General features: G+C 29.7%; 11 protein-coding genes and 1 tRNA gene. 9 read left to right on the top strand and 3 right to left on the bottom strand.

Annotated features, from left to right (window positions below; translation table 11 throughout):
• The first annotated feature begins 17 nt into the window (after window positions 1–17).
• The 5 genes from purF to purD all read left to right on the top strand — a co-directional run bounded on the left by purF (window position 18) and on the right by purD (window position 5,952).
• Window positions 18–1,463, top strand: coding sequence for an amidophosphoribosyltransferase (gene purF, locus QP548_RS09545; protein ID WP_284905259.1), 1,446 nt, complete (start codon window positions 18–20; stop codon window positions 1,461–1,463).
• Window positions 1,464–2,465 carry a phosphoribosylformylglycinamidine cyclo-ligase gene (purM, locus tag QP548_RS09540; RefSeq protein WP_003453132.1) on the top strand — a complete coding sequence of 334 codons (1,002 nt, stop codon included), beginning with the start codon at window positions 1,464–1,466 and terminating at the stop codon, window positions 2,463–2,465.
• A complete protein-coding gene (purN, locus tag QP548_RS09535; RefSeq protein ID WP_061426594.1) occupies window positions 2,453–3,067 on the top strand; it encodes a phosphoribosylglycinamide formyltransferase in 615 nt (204 codons plus the stop codon). Before purM ends, purN begins: the two co-directional genes overlap by 13 nt.
• Window positions 3,068–3,079: 12 nt before the next feature.
• Entirely contained in the window at window positions 3,080–4,585 is a 1,506-nt protein-coding gene (gene purH, locus QP548_RS09530) for a bifunctional phosphoribosylaminoimidazolecarboxamide formyltransferase/IMP cyclohydrolase (RefSeq protein ID WP_061426596.1), read from the top strand.
• A 116-nt stretch (window positions 4,586–4,701) separates the two neighbouring features.
• On the top strand, window positions 4,702–5,952 hold the full coding sequence (gene purD / locus QP548_RS09525; RefSeq protein WP_061426598.1) for a phosphoribosylamine--glycine ligase: 1,251 nt from the start codon (window positions 4,702–4,704) through the stop codon (window positions 5,950–5,952).
• Between the two features lie 433 nt (window positions 5,953–6,385).
• Here the strand turns inward: purD and QP548_RS09520 are convergent.
• Window positions 6,386–6,474: transfer RNA gene (locus QP548_RS09520), tRNA-Leu, on the bottom strand.
• A 384-nt stretch (window positions 6,475–6,858) separates the two neighbouring features.
• Here QP548_RS09520 and QP548_RS09515 point away from each other — a divergent pair.
• Complete coding sequence (locus tag QP548_RS09515) at window positions 6,859–7,221, top strand: YccF domain-containing protein (protein ID WP_003476972.1); 363 nt, start codon at window positions 6,859–6,861, stop codon at window positions 7,219–7,221.
• 535 nt (window positions 7,222–7,756) lie between these two features.
• Complete coding sequence (locus QP548_RS09510; RefSeq protein WP_003453016.1) at window positions 7,757–8,299, top strand: NADH peroxidase; 543 nt, start codon at window positions 7,757–7,759, stop codon at window positions 8,297–8,299.
• Window positions 8,300–8,436: 137 nt separating this feature from the next.
• Here the strand turns inward: QP548_RS09510 and argH are convergent, their stop codons facing one another.
• Complete coding sequence (argH, locus tag QP548_RS09505) at window positions 8,437–9,837, bottom strand: argininosuccinate lyase (RefSeq protein ID WP_061426600.1); 1,401 nt, start codon at window positions 9,835–9,837, stop codon at window positions 8,437–8,439.
• A 91-nt stretch (window positions 9,838–9,928) separates the two neighbouring features.
• A complete protein-coding gene (locus QP548_RS09500; protein WP_061426602.1) occupies window positions 9,929–11,140 on the bottom strand; it encodes an argininosuccinate synthase in 1,212 nt (403 codons plus the stop codon).
• Window positions 11,141–11,748: 608 nt separating this feature from the next.
• Here QP548_RS09500 and fsa point away from each other — a divergent pair.
• A complete protein-coding gene (fsa, locus tag QP548_RS09495) occupies window positions 11,749–12,396 on the top strand; it encodes a fructose-6-phosphate aldolase (RefSeq protein ID WP_003453088.1) in 648 nt (215 codons plus the stop codon).
• A 401-nt stretch (window positions 12,397–12,797) separates the two neighbouring features.
• A complete protein-coding gene (locus QP548_RS09490; RefSeq protein ID WP_061426604.1) occupies window positions 12,798–17,855 on the top strand; it encodes an endo-alpha-N-acetylgalactosaminidase family protein in 5,058 nt (1,685 codons plus the stop codon).
• The last annotated feature ends 20 nt before the right edge of the window (window positions 17,856–17,875 follow it).

Raw genomic sequence — 17,875 nt, 5'->3', positions numbered from 1 at the left:
TAAGAGGAGTAGAAAATATGGTGAAGCCAAATTTTGATATTATGGATCCACAAAATGATAAATTCAAAGATGAATGCGGAGTTTTTGGAGTTTTCGCAAATAAACCAATAGATGTTGCTTCTATAAATTATTATGGACTTTATGCTCTTCAACATAGAGGACAAGAAAGTGCTGGCATTGCAGTAGCAAATGGAGAAGATATAAAAGTTCATAAGGGGTTAGGTGTTTTAACAGAAGCCTTTGAAGCTGAAGATTTAAAGAGACTTAGAGAATTTAATGGTTATATATCAATAGGACATGTTAGATATTCTACAGCAGGAGCTAAAACTGTTGAAAATGCACAACCTTTAGTTAGTAATACTAAACTTGGTCCTATATCTACTGCTCATAATGGTAATTTAGTTAATGCAGATGTAATAAGAAGTCTTTTAGAGGATGGGGGACAAGTTTTCCATACTAGTGTTGATTCTGAGGTGATTACAAGCTTAGTTGCTAGAGGCGCTAAAAAAGGGATTGAGAGGGCTGTAATTGATGCTATATCAGCGGTTAAAGGTTCTTTCGCTATGGTAATAATGACTAAGGATAAGCTAATAGGTATAAGAGATCCGCATGGAATTAGACCTTTATGCTTAGGAAAATTTGAAGAAGGATATATATTAACTTCAGAAAGTTGTGCTTTAGACACAATTGGAGCAGAGTTTGTGAGAGATATAAAACCAGGAGAAATAGTGGTTATAGATAATGATGGGATTAAAAGTTATAGATATTCAGAAAATACTGTTTGCCAAACCTGTGCTTTTGAATATATATACTTTGCAAGACCAGATTCAGTAATTGATGGTTTAGATGTTCAAACTACAAGGGTTAAGCAAGGAGAAATATTATTTAAAGAATATCCAATAGATGCTGATATTGTGGTAGCTGTACCAGATTCAGGAATACCAGCTGCTATGGGATATGCTAAGGCTTCAGGAATTCCTTATGAGGTTGGATTTGTGAAAAATAGATATATAGGAAGAACATTTATATCACCATCACAAGAAATTAGGGATAGAGCTGTAGCTGTAAAGCTTAATCCTTTAAAAGTTAATGTAAATGGAAAAAGAGTTATTTTAATAGATGATTCTATTGTTAGAGGAACAACTTCTAAACATTTAATTGAATCTTTAAGAAGAGCTGGTGCTAAGGAAGTTCATTTTCTAGTTGCATCACCAATGGTTAAATATCCATGTTATTTTGGCATTGATACACCATACAGAAGTCAGTTAATTGGAGCAAGTAGAAGTGTAGAAGAAATTAGAGAGATGATAGGTTGTGATTCTCTAGGGTATTTAAGTTTAGAAGGAATGTACGAAAGTTTTGAAGGTAGAAGAAATTTCTGTGTAGGATGCTTTAGTGGGGTTTATCCAGTTGCAGCGCCTATGGAAGCTTTAGAGGATAATCTTGAAAGGGTGGAGAATTAAATGCTAACTTACAAAGAAGCAGGAGTAAATATTGAAGAAGGATATAGATCAGTAAAATTAATAAAAGAATATGCAAAAAAAACAATGAGTGAATATGTATTAAACGGATTAGGATCTTTTGCTGGCATGGTTGAACTTCCAGAGGGATATAAGAAACCAGTTTTAGTTTCTGGAACAGATGGAGTGGGAACAAAGCTTGATATTGCTTGTAAGAAAAGAAAGTTTGATACTGTTGGAATTGACTGTGTTGCAATGTGTGTTAATGATATTTTATGTCATGGAGCTAAACCATTATTCTTCTTAGATTATATAGCTTGTGGAAAACTTGAAGCTGAGGTTTCTTCTGATTTGGTAAAGGGAGTGGCTGAAGGATGTATTAAGTCTCAGTGCTCTTTAATTGGAGGAGAAACTGCTGAAATGCCAGGTATGTATAAAGAAGGAGATTATGATATTGCTGGTTTCGCAGTAGGAATAGTAGACAAGGATAAAATAATAAATGGCAAAGATATAAAGAGTGGTGACAAGCTTATAGGAATTGCTTCTTCAGGAGTTCATTCAAATGGATATTCTCTTATAAGAAAGGTGTTTAAAAACTTAGATGAAGATTTTAATGGAAAAGCTATTTGGGAAGAATTATTAACTCCTACAAAGATTTATGTTAAACCTGTATTAAGTCTTTTAGAAAAATTTAATATTAAGGGTATGGCTCATGTAACTGGGGGAGGATTTTATGAAAATCTTCCAAGAATGTTAAGCGAAGAAGGACTTAGTATAGTAATAAATAAAAATAGTTATGAGATTCCAGAAATATTTAAAAAGCTTATGGAACTTGGAGTTCAAGAAGAGGAAATGTATAACACTTTCAACATGGGTATAGGGTTTGTTTTATGTGTTGAGGAAGATGAGGTTGAAGAGGTTTTAAAAGAACTTTCAAAGCAAGGAGAAAAAGCTTTTGAGATTGGGTATATAAATGCTGGAGGTGAAGGAGTTTGTATAAAATAGCTGTATTAGCTTCTGGCAGTGGATCTAACCTTCAATCAATTTTAGATAATATAGATAATGGAAATATAAATGGAGAAATGTCTTTGGTTATTGGAAGTAAGGAGGGTATTTTTGCCTTAGAAAGGGCTGAAAAACAGGGTATAAAAACAGCAGTTGTTTCTAAAAAAGAGTTTGGAGATAAAACTTCAGATGAAATCTTAAGACTTGCTAAGGAAAATAATATTGATTTAATTGTACTAGCAGGCTATCTTTCAATATTAAAAGGAAAACTTTTAGAAGAGTATGGAAATAGGATAATTAATATCCATCCATCTCTTATTCCTTCTTTCTGTGGAAATAAAATGTATGGAATAAATGTACATAAGGCAGCTATAGAAAAGGGAGTGAAATTTTCTGGGTGTACAGTTCACTTTGTTAATGATGAAGTTGATGGAGGAGCTATTATTGCACAAGAAATAGTTGAAGTTAATTTTGAAGACACTCCAGAAAGTCTTCAAAAAAAGGTTTTAGAGAAGGAGCATATATTGCTACCTAGAATTGTTAAGTACTTATGCGAAGAAAAAATAGAAATTCATAATGGAAAAGTGAAAATATTAAACTAGGGAGGTCTTTTAATGAAAAAGAGAGCTTTAATAAGTGTTTTTGATAAAGATAGAGTTTTAGAACTTGCAAAATTTTTAAGAGATAGAGATGTAGAAATAATATCAAGTGGTGGAACTTATAAATATTTAAAAGAAAATAACATAGAGGTTAAAGAGATAAGTGAAATAACTGACTTCCCAGAAATGCTAGATGGAAGAGTAAAAACTCTTCATCCTTTAGTTCATGCTGGAATATTAGCAATAAGAGATAATAAAGAGCATATGAAAACTTTAGAAGAGAGAGAAATAAATACTATAGATTATGTAGTTGTAAATTTATATCCTTTCTTTGAAAAAGTTAGAGAGGATTTAAGCTTTGAAGAAAAGGTTGAGTTTATTGATATAGGTGGACCAACAATGTTAAGAGCGGCAGCTAAGAATTTTAAAGATGTAGTAGTTCTTTCAGATAAAAAAGATTATGAAAAAGTAATGAATGAAATTAAAGAAAATAATTGTGTTTCATTGAAATTAAGAAAAACTCTTGCAGGAAAAGTATTTAACTTAATGAGTGCTTATGATGCTGCAATTTCTAACTTCTTACTAGAGGGAGAAGAGGAATATCCAGAATATCTATCAGTTTCATATAAGAAAATTCAAGATCTTAGATATGGAGAAAATCCACATCAAGGAGCTGCTTATTATAGTTCAACAGAATTTGATGGAGCTATGAATAGCTTTGAAATTTTAAATGGAAAAGCTTTATCTTACAATAATATAAAGGATTTAGATATAGCATGGAAGGTTGCTTGTGAATTTGAAGAAACAGCTTGCTGTGCATTAAAACATAATACACCTTGTGGGGTAGCTGTAGGAGAAAGTTCAAAAGAGGTTTATTTAAAGGCTTATGATGCTGATCCAGTTTCAATATTTGGTGGAATAGTTGCTATAAATAGAAAGATAGATAAGGCTACAGCAGAGGAAATGGTTAAAATTTTCTTAGAGGTGGTAGCAGCACCGGATTTTGATGAAGATGCTTTAGAAGTATTAAGAAGTAAAAAGAATTTAAGAGTTATAAAATGTAAGAATACTCCTCAGGCTAAAAATTACATGGTAACAGTAGATGGTGGAATATTAGTTCAAGGAGAAGATAATAAACTAGCTAATGAGTATAAGGTTGTAACTGAAAAAGAGCCAACAGAAATGGAATTAAGAGATATGATCTTTGGAATGAAGGTTGTGAAATATGTAAAATCTAATGCTATAGTAGTTGTAAAAGATGGAGTTGCCACTGGTATTGGTGGAGGACAAGTTAATAGAATTTGGGCTACTAAAGAAGCTTTAGAAAGAGGAAAAGGTGGAGCAGTATTAGCATCAGATGCTTTCTTCCCATTTAGAGATTGTGTTGACGAAGCGGCTAAAAATGGAATAAAAGCAATAATTCAACCAGGTGGATCTATTAGAGATGAGGAGTCTATAGAGGCTTGTAATGAACATGGAATAAGCATGGTATTTACAGGAATTAGACATTTTAAACATTAGAAATAAATAGATTTTAGGAGGTGAATTAGGTCATATAGTTAATTTGAATTTTAAATAGTTAATTATATAAGTTAAAAACTATTTAAACTAAGCTTAATTTATATGACCTTTTATATATGAAGATACTTTTAGTCGGATCTGGTGGAAGAGAGCATGCTTTAGCATGGAAATTAGGAAAAAGTCCTAAAGTAGAAAAAATTTATGTGGCTCCAGGAAATGGAGGAACAGCTAAGGAAAATAAATGTGAAAATATAGAGCTTACTAAGATTTGTGATTTATTAAAATTTGCTAAAAATAACAATATTGATTTAACTGTTGTAGGACCAGAAGAGCCGCTTATTAATGGTATAGTTGATGCTTTTAAGGAGGAAGGATTAAAAATATTTGGACCTGATAAAGCTGGAGCTATGCTTGAAGGTAGTAAAAGTTTTTCTAAGGATTTTATGAAAAAGTATGGTGTTAAGACAGCTGATTACGAAGTTTTCTATGATTATGAAGAAGCTAAAAGTTATTTAGAAAATTGTAAGTATCCAAGAGTCATAAAGGCTGATGGGTTAGCAGCTGGTAAAGGTGTTGTAATATGTGAAAATAAAAATCAGGCAATAGAAACACTAGATTTATTTATGATAGAGGATGTATTTAAGGGAGCAGGTAAGAAAATAGTAGTAGAAGAATTTTTGCAAGGGGTTGAGGCATCAATACTTTCAGTTACAGATGGAAAAGTAATATTACCATTTTTATCTGCTAAGGATCACAAACAAATATTTGATGGAAATAAAGGTAAAAATACAGGGGGAATGGGAGTTGTTTCTCCTAATAAATATGTTACTGAAGAGGTTTTAGCTGATTTTTATGAAAATATATTAGATAAAACTTTAATAGGTATAAGAGAAGAAGGTTTTGACTTTAAAGGAGTTATTTTCTTTGGAATAATGATAACAGAAGAAGGGGCTAAACTTTTAGAATATAATGTTAGGATGGGAGATCCAGAAACACAAAGTGTTTTATCTTTAATGGAAAGTGATTTAGTAGACATAATACTAAATGCACTAGATGAAAAATTAAATGAAACAACTATTAAATGGAATGAAGGATATTGCGTTAATGTTGTTTTATCATCAAAGGGATACCCAGAGGCTTATGAAAAAGGTTATGAAATAAGTATAGATGAAAGTCTTAAGGGAGAATACTTTATAGCTGGAGCAAAAAAAGAAGGGGATACCTTAGTAACTAGTGGAGGAAGAGTACTTTCTGTAGTAGGTAAAGGAAAAACTTTAGAAGAAGCTAAAGAAAATGCATATAAAAATATAGAAAAAGTTAATTTTGAGGGAATGTATTTTAGAAAAGACATAGGTACTGCTAAATAGCTCTTAGAAATTAGAAAATTTTAATATATTATAATCATAAGTTATATATTTAGTATTTAATATTTTTATATAGAATTTAAACAATACAGTTTTAATTTATAACTATAATTACAATAAAAATTAAGTATTTAAATATAAACTATCTAAAGTTTAGATGGTTCAATATTTTTTTAATAAGTATAAAGGAGCTTTAGACAGAGTTACTTTAAAATGTGTTTAGAAGGTTTAATATTTCCTTAATAAGAAAAATTATTTGATAGAAACTAAAAGGCTTTATTAGAAAAAAATATTAGATATAGGTAAACAATCTAACAGCAGTGAAATTAGTTTGTTTTATCTATATCTAATAAAAATACTCTAATAGAGCTTTTGTGTTTGGACTTTTTTAGTTTTGTCAAAAATAAAAAAACTCTTAAACTAAGTTTAAGAGTTTTGGTGCCGAAGACCGGAATCGAACCGGTACGGTGTGTTAGCACCGCAGGATTTTAAGTCCTGTGCGTCTGCCAGTTCCGCCACTTCGGCATGTCCTGTTGACAATACTTATTATATATACATAAAAGAAAAATGTCAACAAAAAAATTAAAAAATTTAGTATATAAATTTAAAAAGATTATAAATAATTAAAAAATATATAAAAATTAGTTGAATTCTAAAGAAAAAAATGATATTTTATTTAAAATACTTTTTGATTTTATTATATAAAATTTAAATAAAATGGAGTTTAAAATCAAAAGGGTATTTGGAGGTAGGTTAATTTTAAATAATTACTGTATTAAGATGATTTTGTTATTTTATATAAAATTAGTTTATTTAAAAAGATTAAGAAAGAATAGAACATTTTTTTTATATAATCAAAGTAAATATTATTATAAAAATTAAATATTTATTATACAAGGAGGAAAAATAGTGAGTTGTTTAGGAAATCTTATTTGGATGATATTTGGTGGATTTTTTAATGCTTTAGGATGGTTATTTTGGGGATGTATATGGTGCATAACAATAGTAGGAATACCTGTTGGATTACAATGTTTTAAATTAGCAGGGTTACAATTAGCTCCTTTTGGTAAAGAAGTAGTAACTGTTGACGATGGAGCAGGAAATCTTATTCTTAATATATTATGGATAGTTTTTGGTGGATTTACATTAGCTCTAGGAAATTTAATAAGTGCAGCTATGTTTGCTATTACAATAATAGGAATACCTTTTGCAATACAGTCACTAAAATTGGCTAAATTATCTCTTATGCCTTTTGGTAAAGTGGTAAGATAATATGCCTTTTATAAGAAATATATTATAAAATATTTCGTTAAAATTATTAATATAGTTAAGGGCTTTTAAGTTGTTAATTTGTTAGAAAATTTATTCTCAAGACTAAGCATTATTTTATTGAGAGAAGGGCTTATATCAAAATAACTTTTTATAAAACTTACAAACATTACGAGGAAATTAGATGTTAATTTTCTAAATATGTTTGTAAGTTTTCTTATTATATTTTGATAAAAATCCCTTCTTTTTTGTATGAAAAATTGAAATGATAAAATATGAATAGTTTTATTACAATAAATAATAGTTTGAACTTAAATTTTAATATAAAAAAATTGATAAAGGATTATTTTTTATTAAAAGTATAAATTATTTAAAATATGTTGATAATGGAAAATTATTATTATATAATATTAATAAAGGTTAAGAAAAAATTAACAGATTAAATCTATAGATTATAAAGAAAGAGATTTAGTAGGATAATTTTCTTAATAACCTATGGATGAAAAATATGGAGACATAATATTAGGAGGATTTTATTATGAAAAAATTTGTTTGTACAATTTGTGGATATGTTTATGAAGGAGAAAAAGCACCAGAAAAATGTCCAATCTGTGGAGCAGGTGCTGATAAATTCGTAGAACAAAGTGGAGATTTAGCTTTCGCTGATGAACATAGAATCGGAGTTGCTAAAGGTGTAGATGAAAGAATAATCGAAGGATTACAAGCTAACTTTACTGGTGAATGTACAGAAGTAGGAATGTACTTAGCTATGTCAAGACAAGCTGATAGAGAAGGATTCCCAGAAGTTGCAGAAGCTTATAAAAGAATAGCTTTTGAAGAAGCAGAACATGCTGCTAAATTTGCAGAAATGTTAGGAGAAGTTGTAGAAGCTGATACTAAAGCTAACTTAATGGCAAGAGTAAATGCTGAACATGGAGCTTGTCAAGGTAAGAAAGATTTAGCTACTTTAGCTAAACAATTAAACTTAGATGCAATCCATGACACAGTTCATGAAATGTGTAAAGATGAAGCTAGACATGGAAGAGCTTTCGAAGGATTATTAAAAAGATATTTTGAATAATTAAAATAAAAGATGATTTCTATATTTGTAGAAATCATCTTTTTTATTTTAATCTATATTTAAAAATATAGATTAGTATTACTTGTTAAATTAAATTTATCTTATAATTTATAAAAAATAATTATTATATTTTAGTGCTATTTTAGAAAATTAAGTTTTTCATTACTTTCTTGTATAAAATTATTTAAATGTTCAATTTGAATATTTATAGATGAAATACTTGGTCCACCTATTACTTTTCTTTCTTCTATACAAGTTAAAAGATTAATAGCTTTATATATATCATTTTCAAACTTATTTGAGAAAGTTTTAAATTCAGATAAAGATAAGTTATCAATAGATTTTCCTTCATCTATACAATAAAGAATTAAATTTCCTACAATCTCATGAGCATCTCTAAAAGCTACACCTTTTTTTACTAGATAATCAGCTACATCAGTGGCGTTAGTAAATCCAGAAGAAGCTGAAGTTTTCATAATACTCTTATTAATTTTCATTGTTTTTATCATTCCATTAAAAGTTTTTATGGAAAGTAGAGTAGTATCTAATCCATCAAATAAAGCTTCTTTATCTTCTTGCATATCCTTATTGTAAGCTAAAGGAAGTCCCTTCATAACAGTTAATAGTGTGATTAAATCTCCATAAACACGCCCTGTTTTTCCTCTTACTAATTCTGCAACATCAGGATTCTTTTTTTGTGGCATAATACTGCTTCCAGTACTATAACTATCATCTAATTCAATAAATTTAAATTCATCAGTAGACCAGATGATTATTTCCTCTGAAAATCTAGAAAGATGCATCATAAGTAAAGAGAGGCAAGAAAGTGTTTCAATAGCATAGTCCCTATCAGAAACAGAATCTAAACTATTTAGTGTAACTTTTGAAAAGCCTAGTAGATTTGCAACTTTTTCACGATTTATAGGGTAAGTAGTAGTTGCTAAAGCACCACTACCTAAAGGCATTTCATCAAGTCTTTTATAACAATCCAGTAATCTAGATATATCTCTTTTGAACATTTCGCTATATGCTAAAATATGATGAGCAAAGGTAATAGGTTGAGCCTTTTGCATATGGGTATATCCTGGCATAATAGTTTCTTTATTTTTTGAAGAAAGATTTAATAGAGTTTTTTCAAGGTTTAAAATTTCACATATTAAAATTTTAATATATCCTTTTAAATATAATTTTGTGTCTAAGGTTACTTGATCATTTCTACTTCTACCAGTGTGTAGCTTTTTTCCTTCTTCACCAATGTAGTCTGTAAGAGTACTTTCTATAAAACTGTGTATATCTTCTGATGAGTTATCTATTTTTAATACTCCTTGATTTAATTTATTTAATATTTCATATAAACCAGAAGCAATTTTTTTGCTATCTTCCTTTGGAATAATTTTTTCTTCACCAAGCATAGTAACATGAGCGATACTTCCAATTATATCTTCCTTATACATTCTTGAATCAAAAGAAATAGAGGAATTAAAAGTGTTAACTAGATCATCAACTTGGTGAGTGAATCTTCCGCCCCATAATTTCATAATAAATTCACCTCATTTATATAGTGTTTAGAGCATAAAATATTTAGCTCTAATTTAATATTAGCTATGTATTAAGTACATAGTTATCTCCTTAATTTAACTTTTGAGCCATTTTAGCTTGTACTATAGATGGTAAGCTAAAAAGATTAATAAAGCCTTCAGCGTCCTTTTGATTATATATTCCATCTTCACCAAAAGTAGCGTATTCTTCGCTGTATAAAGAATATGGTGATGTCATTCCAGCATTTATTATGTTTCCTTTATATAATTTTAATTTTATTTCGCCAGTTACAGTTTCTTGAGTTTTTGATATAAAGGCAGATAAGGCTTCTCTTAAAGGGGTAAACCATTGACCATTATAAACTAAATCAGCGAATTTTAAGGAAACTATTTCTTTGTAATGGGAAGTTTCCTTATCTAAACATAATTCTTCTAAATCTTTATGAGCTTTATATAAAATAGATCCTCCTGGAGTTTCATATACTCCTCTTGATTTCATACCAACTAATCTATTTTCAACCATATCTATAACACCAATACCATGTTTTCCACCAATTTTATTAAGTTCTTGTAAAAGAGTGACTCCATCTAGTTTTTCGCCATTTAATGAGGTTGCAATTCCTTTTTCAAAACCTAAAGTAATATATTCAGCTTCATTAGGAGCCTTTTCTAAGGTATTACATAATTCAAGAATTTTATCATATTTAGGTTCATTTTCAGGAAACTCTAAATCTAAACCTTCATGGCTTAAATGCCATAGATTTTTATCTTTACTATAATTTGTTTCATAAGTAATATTTATTGGAACTTCATTGTCTATAGCATATTGTATTTCTTCTTCTCTAGATTTAATTTCCCAAGTTCTCCATGGAGCAATAATTTGCATTTCTGGATTAAAAGTTTTAATTGCTAATTCAAAACGAACTTGGTCATTTCCTTTTCCAGTACATCCATGACAAATAGCATCTGCACCTTCAAGCTTTGCAATTTCTACTAATCTTTTTGCTATTATAGGTCTAGCAAAAGAAGTGCCTAGTAGATACTTTCCTTCATATTTTGCCCCAGCTTGTATGGTAGGAAAGATGTAATCTTCCACAAATTCTTTAGTTAGATCCTCAATATATATTTTAGATGCCCCAGTTTTTATAGCTTTTTCTTTTAACCCAACTAATTCCTCAGATTGCCCAACATTTCCTACTACTGCAATAACTTCGCAACCATAATTTTCTTTTAACCAAGGAATTATTATTGAAGTATCTAACCCTCCTGAATAAGCTAAAATTACTTTATTAAATTTTTTCATATACATTCCACCTTTAATATTTATTGTTTATTGCTTGTTAATAATTATACATATTAAAGTATATTTATGCAATATTTATTTAAAAAATAAATAAAATTATTTATTTATGCATTTTATAATGAAATATTATGCATAAAATCATTGGGTTATAATTGGGGATAGAATTTAGAGGTTTAGAGGTTGAGAGTAGGTATTTAAAATATATTTTTAATTAATATTAAAATCTTATATAAGATTTTATTTTAAGATATTATTTTGAAAATAGGTTTAGGAGATGAGATTTTGAATTGAAAATTAATTTAGATTAAATAGTATTTATGATTTTTACACAGAATAAAGCGGAGAAGATTAATTGTATTATTTGTATATACTTTAAATGATAAAGGTTACATAAGTGATACTCTAATCATTTAATATGATATATTAAAGTTCTAAAATATTATATTATAGCATAATATATAGAAAAAATAAATTAACAAAATGTAAACTTTAGATAAAAATATTGAATAATTCTTTTTGGAATGTTAATATCTATCTGTGGAAACGATTAATAGAAAAGTATGGAATTCAAATTAATATTTTTAAAGTAATGAAAAGGAGATTATGAAATGAAAATATTTATCGATACTGCCAATGTAGAAGAAATAAGAAAAGCTAGTAAATTAGGAGTTTTAGCTGGAGTAACAACTAATCCTTCATTAATAGCAAAAGAAGGCAGAGATATTAAAGAAGTAATTGAAGAAATATGTAGCATAGTAGATGGACCAATAAGTGCTGAAGTTATGGCTTTAGAGTGCGACGAAATGGTTAGAGAAGGAAGAGAATTAGCTAAAATACATAAAAATATAGTTATAAAAATACCTATGTGTGAAGAAGGTTTAAAAGCTGTAAAAGTATTAGCTAGTGAAGGAATAAGAACAAATGTTACTTTAATCTTCTCACCATTACAAGCTTTATTAGCAGCTAGAGCTGGTGCATCATTCGTAAGTCCATTCTTAGGAAGACTTGATGATATCGGAAATCCAGGAATTGAAATTGTAACTCAAATCGCTGAAATGTTTGCTTTACATGGAATAGACACTGAAATAATATCTGCAAGTGTTAGAAACCCAATGCATGTTTTAGATTCAGCTATGGCAGGATCACACATTGCAACAATTCCTTATAATGTTATACTTCAAATGGTAAAACATCCTTTAACTGATGCTGGTATGAAAAAATTCATTGAAGATTATAACAAAGCTTTCAATAAATAATATAATCTGCATTTACAATATAAATTAATACATTAAATTATATTTATAAAAGAATATATTTTACTTATAGTCAACAATTAACCCTTAAAAGAACTATCTAAACTAGATAGTTCTTTTATTTTAAAATGTATTATGGCTTTATACTAAATAAAATTTTTATAATTAAGTGTTAATAATAAGTTTAGTTTATATTAAGTTGTTTAAATTTTAATATTACATCCTATGAAGAAGAGTTATCTATTTTTGATAACTCTTTTTGCTTATAAAAATAATTTAATCTTAAATAAAGTATCCGTAAATAAAATACATAATAAAGTATAAAATGTACATGTTATTTATTGTAATTAAAGGATAAAATTATAAATGTAAACATTTAACATGAAATTAGGGGGGAAGAAAAAATGGGTAGAAAATGCATGAATAAAAAGATTGCCGCAATAATAGCCGCTGCTGTTATTGTTGGACAATTACCAATTTCAGTACTTGCTACACCTGTTAATGAAGCTGGAGATGAGATTAATAGTGAATCAGCTGAAACTGTAACTAATAGTGATGAAGAGGCTGAGGCCTATATTCAAAACTATGATAGACCAGAGGGGATTACTTGGACAAAATTAGCAGGCTCAGGAAGTGTTGAGGTGACTGATGGATTTTTATCAGTTACTAATAATGGAGACTATAGAATTGTGGAAGATCAATCGCCTAATATAAAAAATGGTGAGTTAGAAAGTAAATTTACAGTTGGAGGTCCTCAAACTGGAATAATATTCAGAGCAACTGAGTCAAACTATGGAATGATTAACTATAACTCAGGTACTGGCTGGGTTATAGAAAATAAAAGTAAGTGGGAGGATATTTCAGGCCCAAAACTAAATAATGGAGATGAGGTAACAGTTAAGGCTACTTTTGTTGAGAAAAAATTAACTGTTAATGTTTCTGTAAATGGAGGAGAATTTGAAACTATTTATGATAAAGAATCAGATTTAATTCCATTACAAGCAGGTAAAGTTGGATATAGAGGATGGGGTGGCTCTAAAACCACTAAATTTGATTATATTAAGTATGCTCCTATGACTATAGATAAGGGACCTATAGTATCAATAAATGAAGTAAATGTAGAAACTTATCCAAGAGTTAAGCCTATTTTACCATCAAGTGTTACAGTAAATCATGAAAATGGTATGTCTAGTATTAAAGATGTTTCTTGGAATTATATACCTAAGGAAAGTTATTCAAAGCCAGGTATATTCAAAGTTGAAGGTACAGTTGAAGGTACAGATGTAAAAGCAATAGCTAATGTAACTGTAAGTTCAGATTTGGCATATTATGAAACTAATTTTGACACAGAAGAAACAAGGGGAGACTGGCAAGTTGTACAAGGAGGAGGATCTCCAAGTTATGAAGAGGGTAAAGTAAAAATACCTATGAATGGAGTATCAATAGCTGTTGATATGAATTCTCCAGAGGTTAAGAACTTTACTTATGAAACTGATTTTTCTGTTGACAATAATGGAGGAAGAATAGGTCTATTATTTAGATATGTATCAGAAACTGAGTGGGGAGCTGTTTGTTACGACAATGGTTCTTGGGTATGGAAAACTGGAGATGGTAAATATGGTGCATTCCCAGGTTCATTTACACCAGAGCCAGGAAAAACTTATAGAATAAAGCTTAAAGTAGAAGATACAAATATTACTATGTGGGTTGATGGTGAAAAAATAGGTCAGGTTGCAGTATCTAATTTACCAGATGCAAGAGGAAAAGTTGGCTTAACTGGATGGTTTGGAAATAAAAATGTTACTTTAGATAATCTTGTTGTTGAGGAATTAGGTGGAATAATGGCACCAGAAGTTGGTCCATTAGAAGAGCAAACTATAGAATCAGATTCTATGAAAGTTGTTCTAGATAATAGATTCCCAACTGTTGTTAGATATGAGTGGAAAGGAACTGAGGATGTTTTATCAGGAGCATCTGTAGATGATTTAGAAGCTCAATATATGGTTGAAATTAATGGTGAGAAGAGAATTCCAAAAGTAACTAGTGAATTTGCAAATAATGAAGGTATATATACATTAAACTTTGAAGATATAGGAATGATTATTACTTTAAAGATGACTGTTAATGAAAATAAATTAAGAATGGAAGTTACTGATATTCAAGAAGGAGATGTTAAACTTCAAACATTAAATTTCCCAAATCATAGTTTAGCTTCAGTAAGCAGTTTAAATAATGGTAAAACAGCCTCTGTTCTAACAACTGGTGACTGGAATAACATAAATGAAGAGTTTACAGATGTTGCTAAATTAAGACCAGGAGTTAAGGGTAAAACTTATGCATTTATAAATGATGATAAGTTTGCTGTTACTATAAATAATAATACTATTGAAGGAGGAAATAGGGTTGTATTAACAACAGAAAATGATACTCTTCCTGACAATACAAACTATAAAAAAGTTGGAATTTCAAATGGTACTTGGACTTATAAAGAAATTCTTCAAGAGACAACAGACCAAGGAAGTAAGCTATATCAAGGTGAAAAGCCATGGTCAGAAGTAATTATAGCAAGAGATGAGAATGAAGATGGTCAAGTAGATTGGCAAGACAGTGCTATTCAATATAGAAAAAACATGAAAATTCCAGTAGGGGGAGAAGAAATAAAAAATCAAATGTCATATATTGATTTTAATATTGGATACACTCAAAATCCATTCCTAAGATCATTAGATACAATTAAAAAGCTTTCAAATTATACAGATGGATTTGGACAATTAGTTCTTCATAAGGGATATCAAGCAGAAGGACATGACGACTCTCATCCAGACTATGGCGGACATATTGGTATGAGACAAGGTGGTAAGGAAGACTTCAATACTTTAATAGAGCAAGGTAAGGAATATAATGCTAAAATAGGTGTTCATATAAATGCAACTGAATATACTATGGATGCATTTGAATATCCAACTGAATTAGTTAACGAAAATGCTCCAGGATGGGGATGGCTAGACCAAGCTTATTATGTAAATCAAAGAGGAGATATAACTAGTGGTGAATTATTCAGAAGACTTGATATGTTAATGGAAGATGCACCAGAACTAGGATGGATTTACGTTGACGTTTATACAGGTAATGGATGGAATGCTCATCAATTAGGAGAAAAGATAAATGATTATGGAATTATGATTGCAACAGAAATGAATGGACCATTAGAGCAACATGTTCCATGGACTCACTGGGGTGGAGATCCTGCGTATCCAAATAAAGGGAATGCAAGTAAAATAATGAGATTTATGAAAAATGATACTCAAGATTCATTCTTAGCAGATCCATTAGTAAAAGGTAATAAGCATTTATTATCAGGTGGATGGGGAACTAGACATGATATAGAAGGTACTTATGGTACAGAAGTATTCTATAATCAAGTATTACCTACTAAGTATTTACAACACTTCCCAATAACTAAGATGAGTGAAAATGAAGTATTATTTGAAAATGGAGTTAAGGCTGTTAGAGAAAACTCTAATATAAATTACTATAGAAATGATAGATTAGTTGCTACTACTCCAGAAAACTCAATTGGAGATACAGGTATAGGAGATACCCAATTATTCTTACCATGGAATCCTGTTGATGAGGCAAATAGTGAGAAGATATATCACTGGAATCCATTAGGAACTACTTCAGAATGGACTTTACCAGAAGGATGGACCTCTAATGACAAAGTTTATTTATATGAATTATCAGATTTAGGAAGAACTTTAGTTAAGGAAGTACCAGTTGTAGATGGAAAAGTTAATTTAGAAGTAAAACAAGATACTCCTTATATAGTTACTAAGGAAAAGGTTGAAGAGAAGAGAATAGAGGATTGGGGATATGGCTCAGAAATAGCTGATCCAGGATTTGACTCTCAAACTTTTGACAAGTGGAATAAAGAATCTACTGCTGAAAATACAGATCATATAACTATTGAAAATGAAAGTGTTCAAAAAAGATTAGGTAATGATGTTCTTAAAATAAGTGGAAATGAAGGCGCTGATGCTAAAATTTCTCAAAGCATAAGTGGATTAGAAGAAGGAGTAACTTATTCAGTATCTGCATGGGTTAAAAATGATAATAATAGAGAAGTTACACTAGGAGTTAATGTTGGTGGAAAAGATTTCACTAACGTAATAACAAGTGGTGGTAAAGTAAGACAAGGAGAAGGTGTTAAGTATATTGACGATACTTTCGTGAGAATGGAAGTAGAATTTACTGTACCTAAAGGAGTAAATTCAGCTGATGTTTACTTAAAGGCTTCAGAAGGAGATGCTGAATCAGTTGTACTAGTTGATGACTTTAGAATATGGGATCATCCAGGACACACTAATAGGGATGGATATGTATTCTACGAAGATTTTGAAAACGTAGATGAAGGTATATCACCATTCTATTTAGCTCCAGGAAGAGGACATTCAAATAGATCTCACTTAGCTGAGAAGGATATATCTATAGATGCTAATCAAAGAATGAACTGGGTACTTGATGGAAGATTCTCATTAAAATCTAATCAACAACCAAATGAAAGAGGTGAAATGTTAACTACAGATGTTTCATCATTCCAATTAGAACCAAATAAAACTTATGAATTTGGATTCTTATATTCATTAGAAAATGCTGCTCCAGGATATACTGTTAATATTAAGAATAGAGATGGCGAAAAGGTTGTAAGTATTCCTTTAGAGGCTACTGGTTCAAATTATGCACAAGATATTTTCACTAAAACTAAGTCTGTAACTCATGAATTTACAACTGGTGATTTTGATGGAGATTATTACATCACATTAGAAAAAGGTGAAGGATTTAAAGAGGTAATCTTAGATAACCTTTATGTTAAAGAAATAGATAAGTCAATTGAATCTCCTGAATTAGCTCATGTAAACTTAAATACAGTAGAGCATGATTTAGAAGTTGGACAAAGCGTTCCATTTGCTATAAATGCATTAATGAATAATGGTGCAAGTATTAATTTAGAAGAAGCTGAGATTGAATATAAAGTTTCAAAACCAGAGGTTTTAACTATTGAAAATGGAATGATGACTGGAGCTTCTGAAGGATTTGCTGATGTTCAAGTAAATGTTACTGTTAATGGAAATAAAGTTTCCTCAAATACAGTAAGAGTTAAGGTTGGAAATCCACAAGTTGAAGAAGAAGTTGTAGTAAATCCAGTAAGAGACTTTAAGGTTACTGATAAGGCTAAGAAGAATGTAACTGTAGACTGGGAAGCACCAGAAAAAACTTATGGATTAGAAGGCTATGTTCTTTATAAAGATGGTAAGAAAGTTAAAGAAATAGGTGCTGACGAAACTGAATTTACATTTAATGGATTAAACAGACACACTATTTATAACTTTAAGATTGCTGCTAAATATTCTAATGGTGAACTTTCAACTAAGGAATCAATAACTGTTAGAACTGCAAGATAATAAGTTTTAATTATTTTAAT

Origin of the sequence: Clostridium sp. UMB9555A (assembly GCF_030222355.1) — a bacterium.
Lineage (GTDB): Bacteria > Bacillota > Clostridia > Clostridiales > Clostridiaceae > Sarcina > Sarcina perfringens.
This window is presented reverse-complemented; position numbering and strand designations above follow the sequence as displayed.

Coding starts and splice junctions, on each gene's coding strand:
- purF (WP_284905259.1), top strand. CDS start 18: ATGGTGAAGCCAAATTTTGATATTATGGATCCACAAAATGATAAATTC.
- purM (WP_003453132.1), top strand. CDS start 1,464: ATGCTAACTTACAAAGAAGCAGGAGTAAATATTGAAGAAGGATATAGA.
- purH (WP_061426596.1), top strand. CDS start 3,080: ATGAAAAAGAGAGCTTTAATAAGTGTTTTTGATAAAGATAGAGTTTTA.
- purD (WP_061426598.1), top strand. CDS start 4,702: ATGAAGATACTTTTAGTCGGATCTGGTGGAAGAGAGCATGCTTTAGCA.
- QP548_RS09510 (WP_003453016.1), top strand. CDS start 7,757: ATGAAAAAATTTGTTTGTACAATTTGTGGATATGTTTATGAAGGAGAA.
- argH (WP_061426600.1), bottom strand. CDS start 9,837: ATGAAATTATGGGGCGGAAGATTCACTCACCAAGTTGATGATCTAGTT.
- QP548_RS09500 (WP_061426602.1), bottom strand. CDS start 11,140: ATGAAAAAATTTAATAAAGTAATTTTAGCTTATTCAGGAGGGTTAGAT.
- fsa (WP_003453088.1), top strand. CDS start 11,749: ATGAAAATATTTATCGATACTGCCAATGTAGAAGAAATAAGAAAAGCT.
- QP548_RS09490 (WP_061426604.1), top strand. CDS start 12,798: ATGGGTAGAAAATGCATGAATAAAAAGATTGCCGCAATAATAGCCGCT.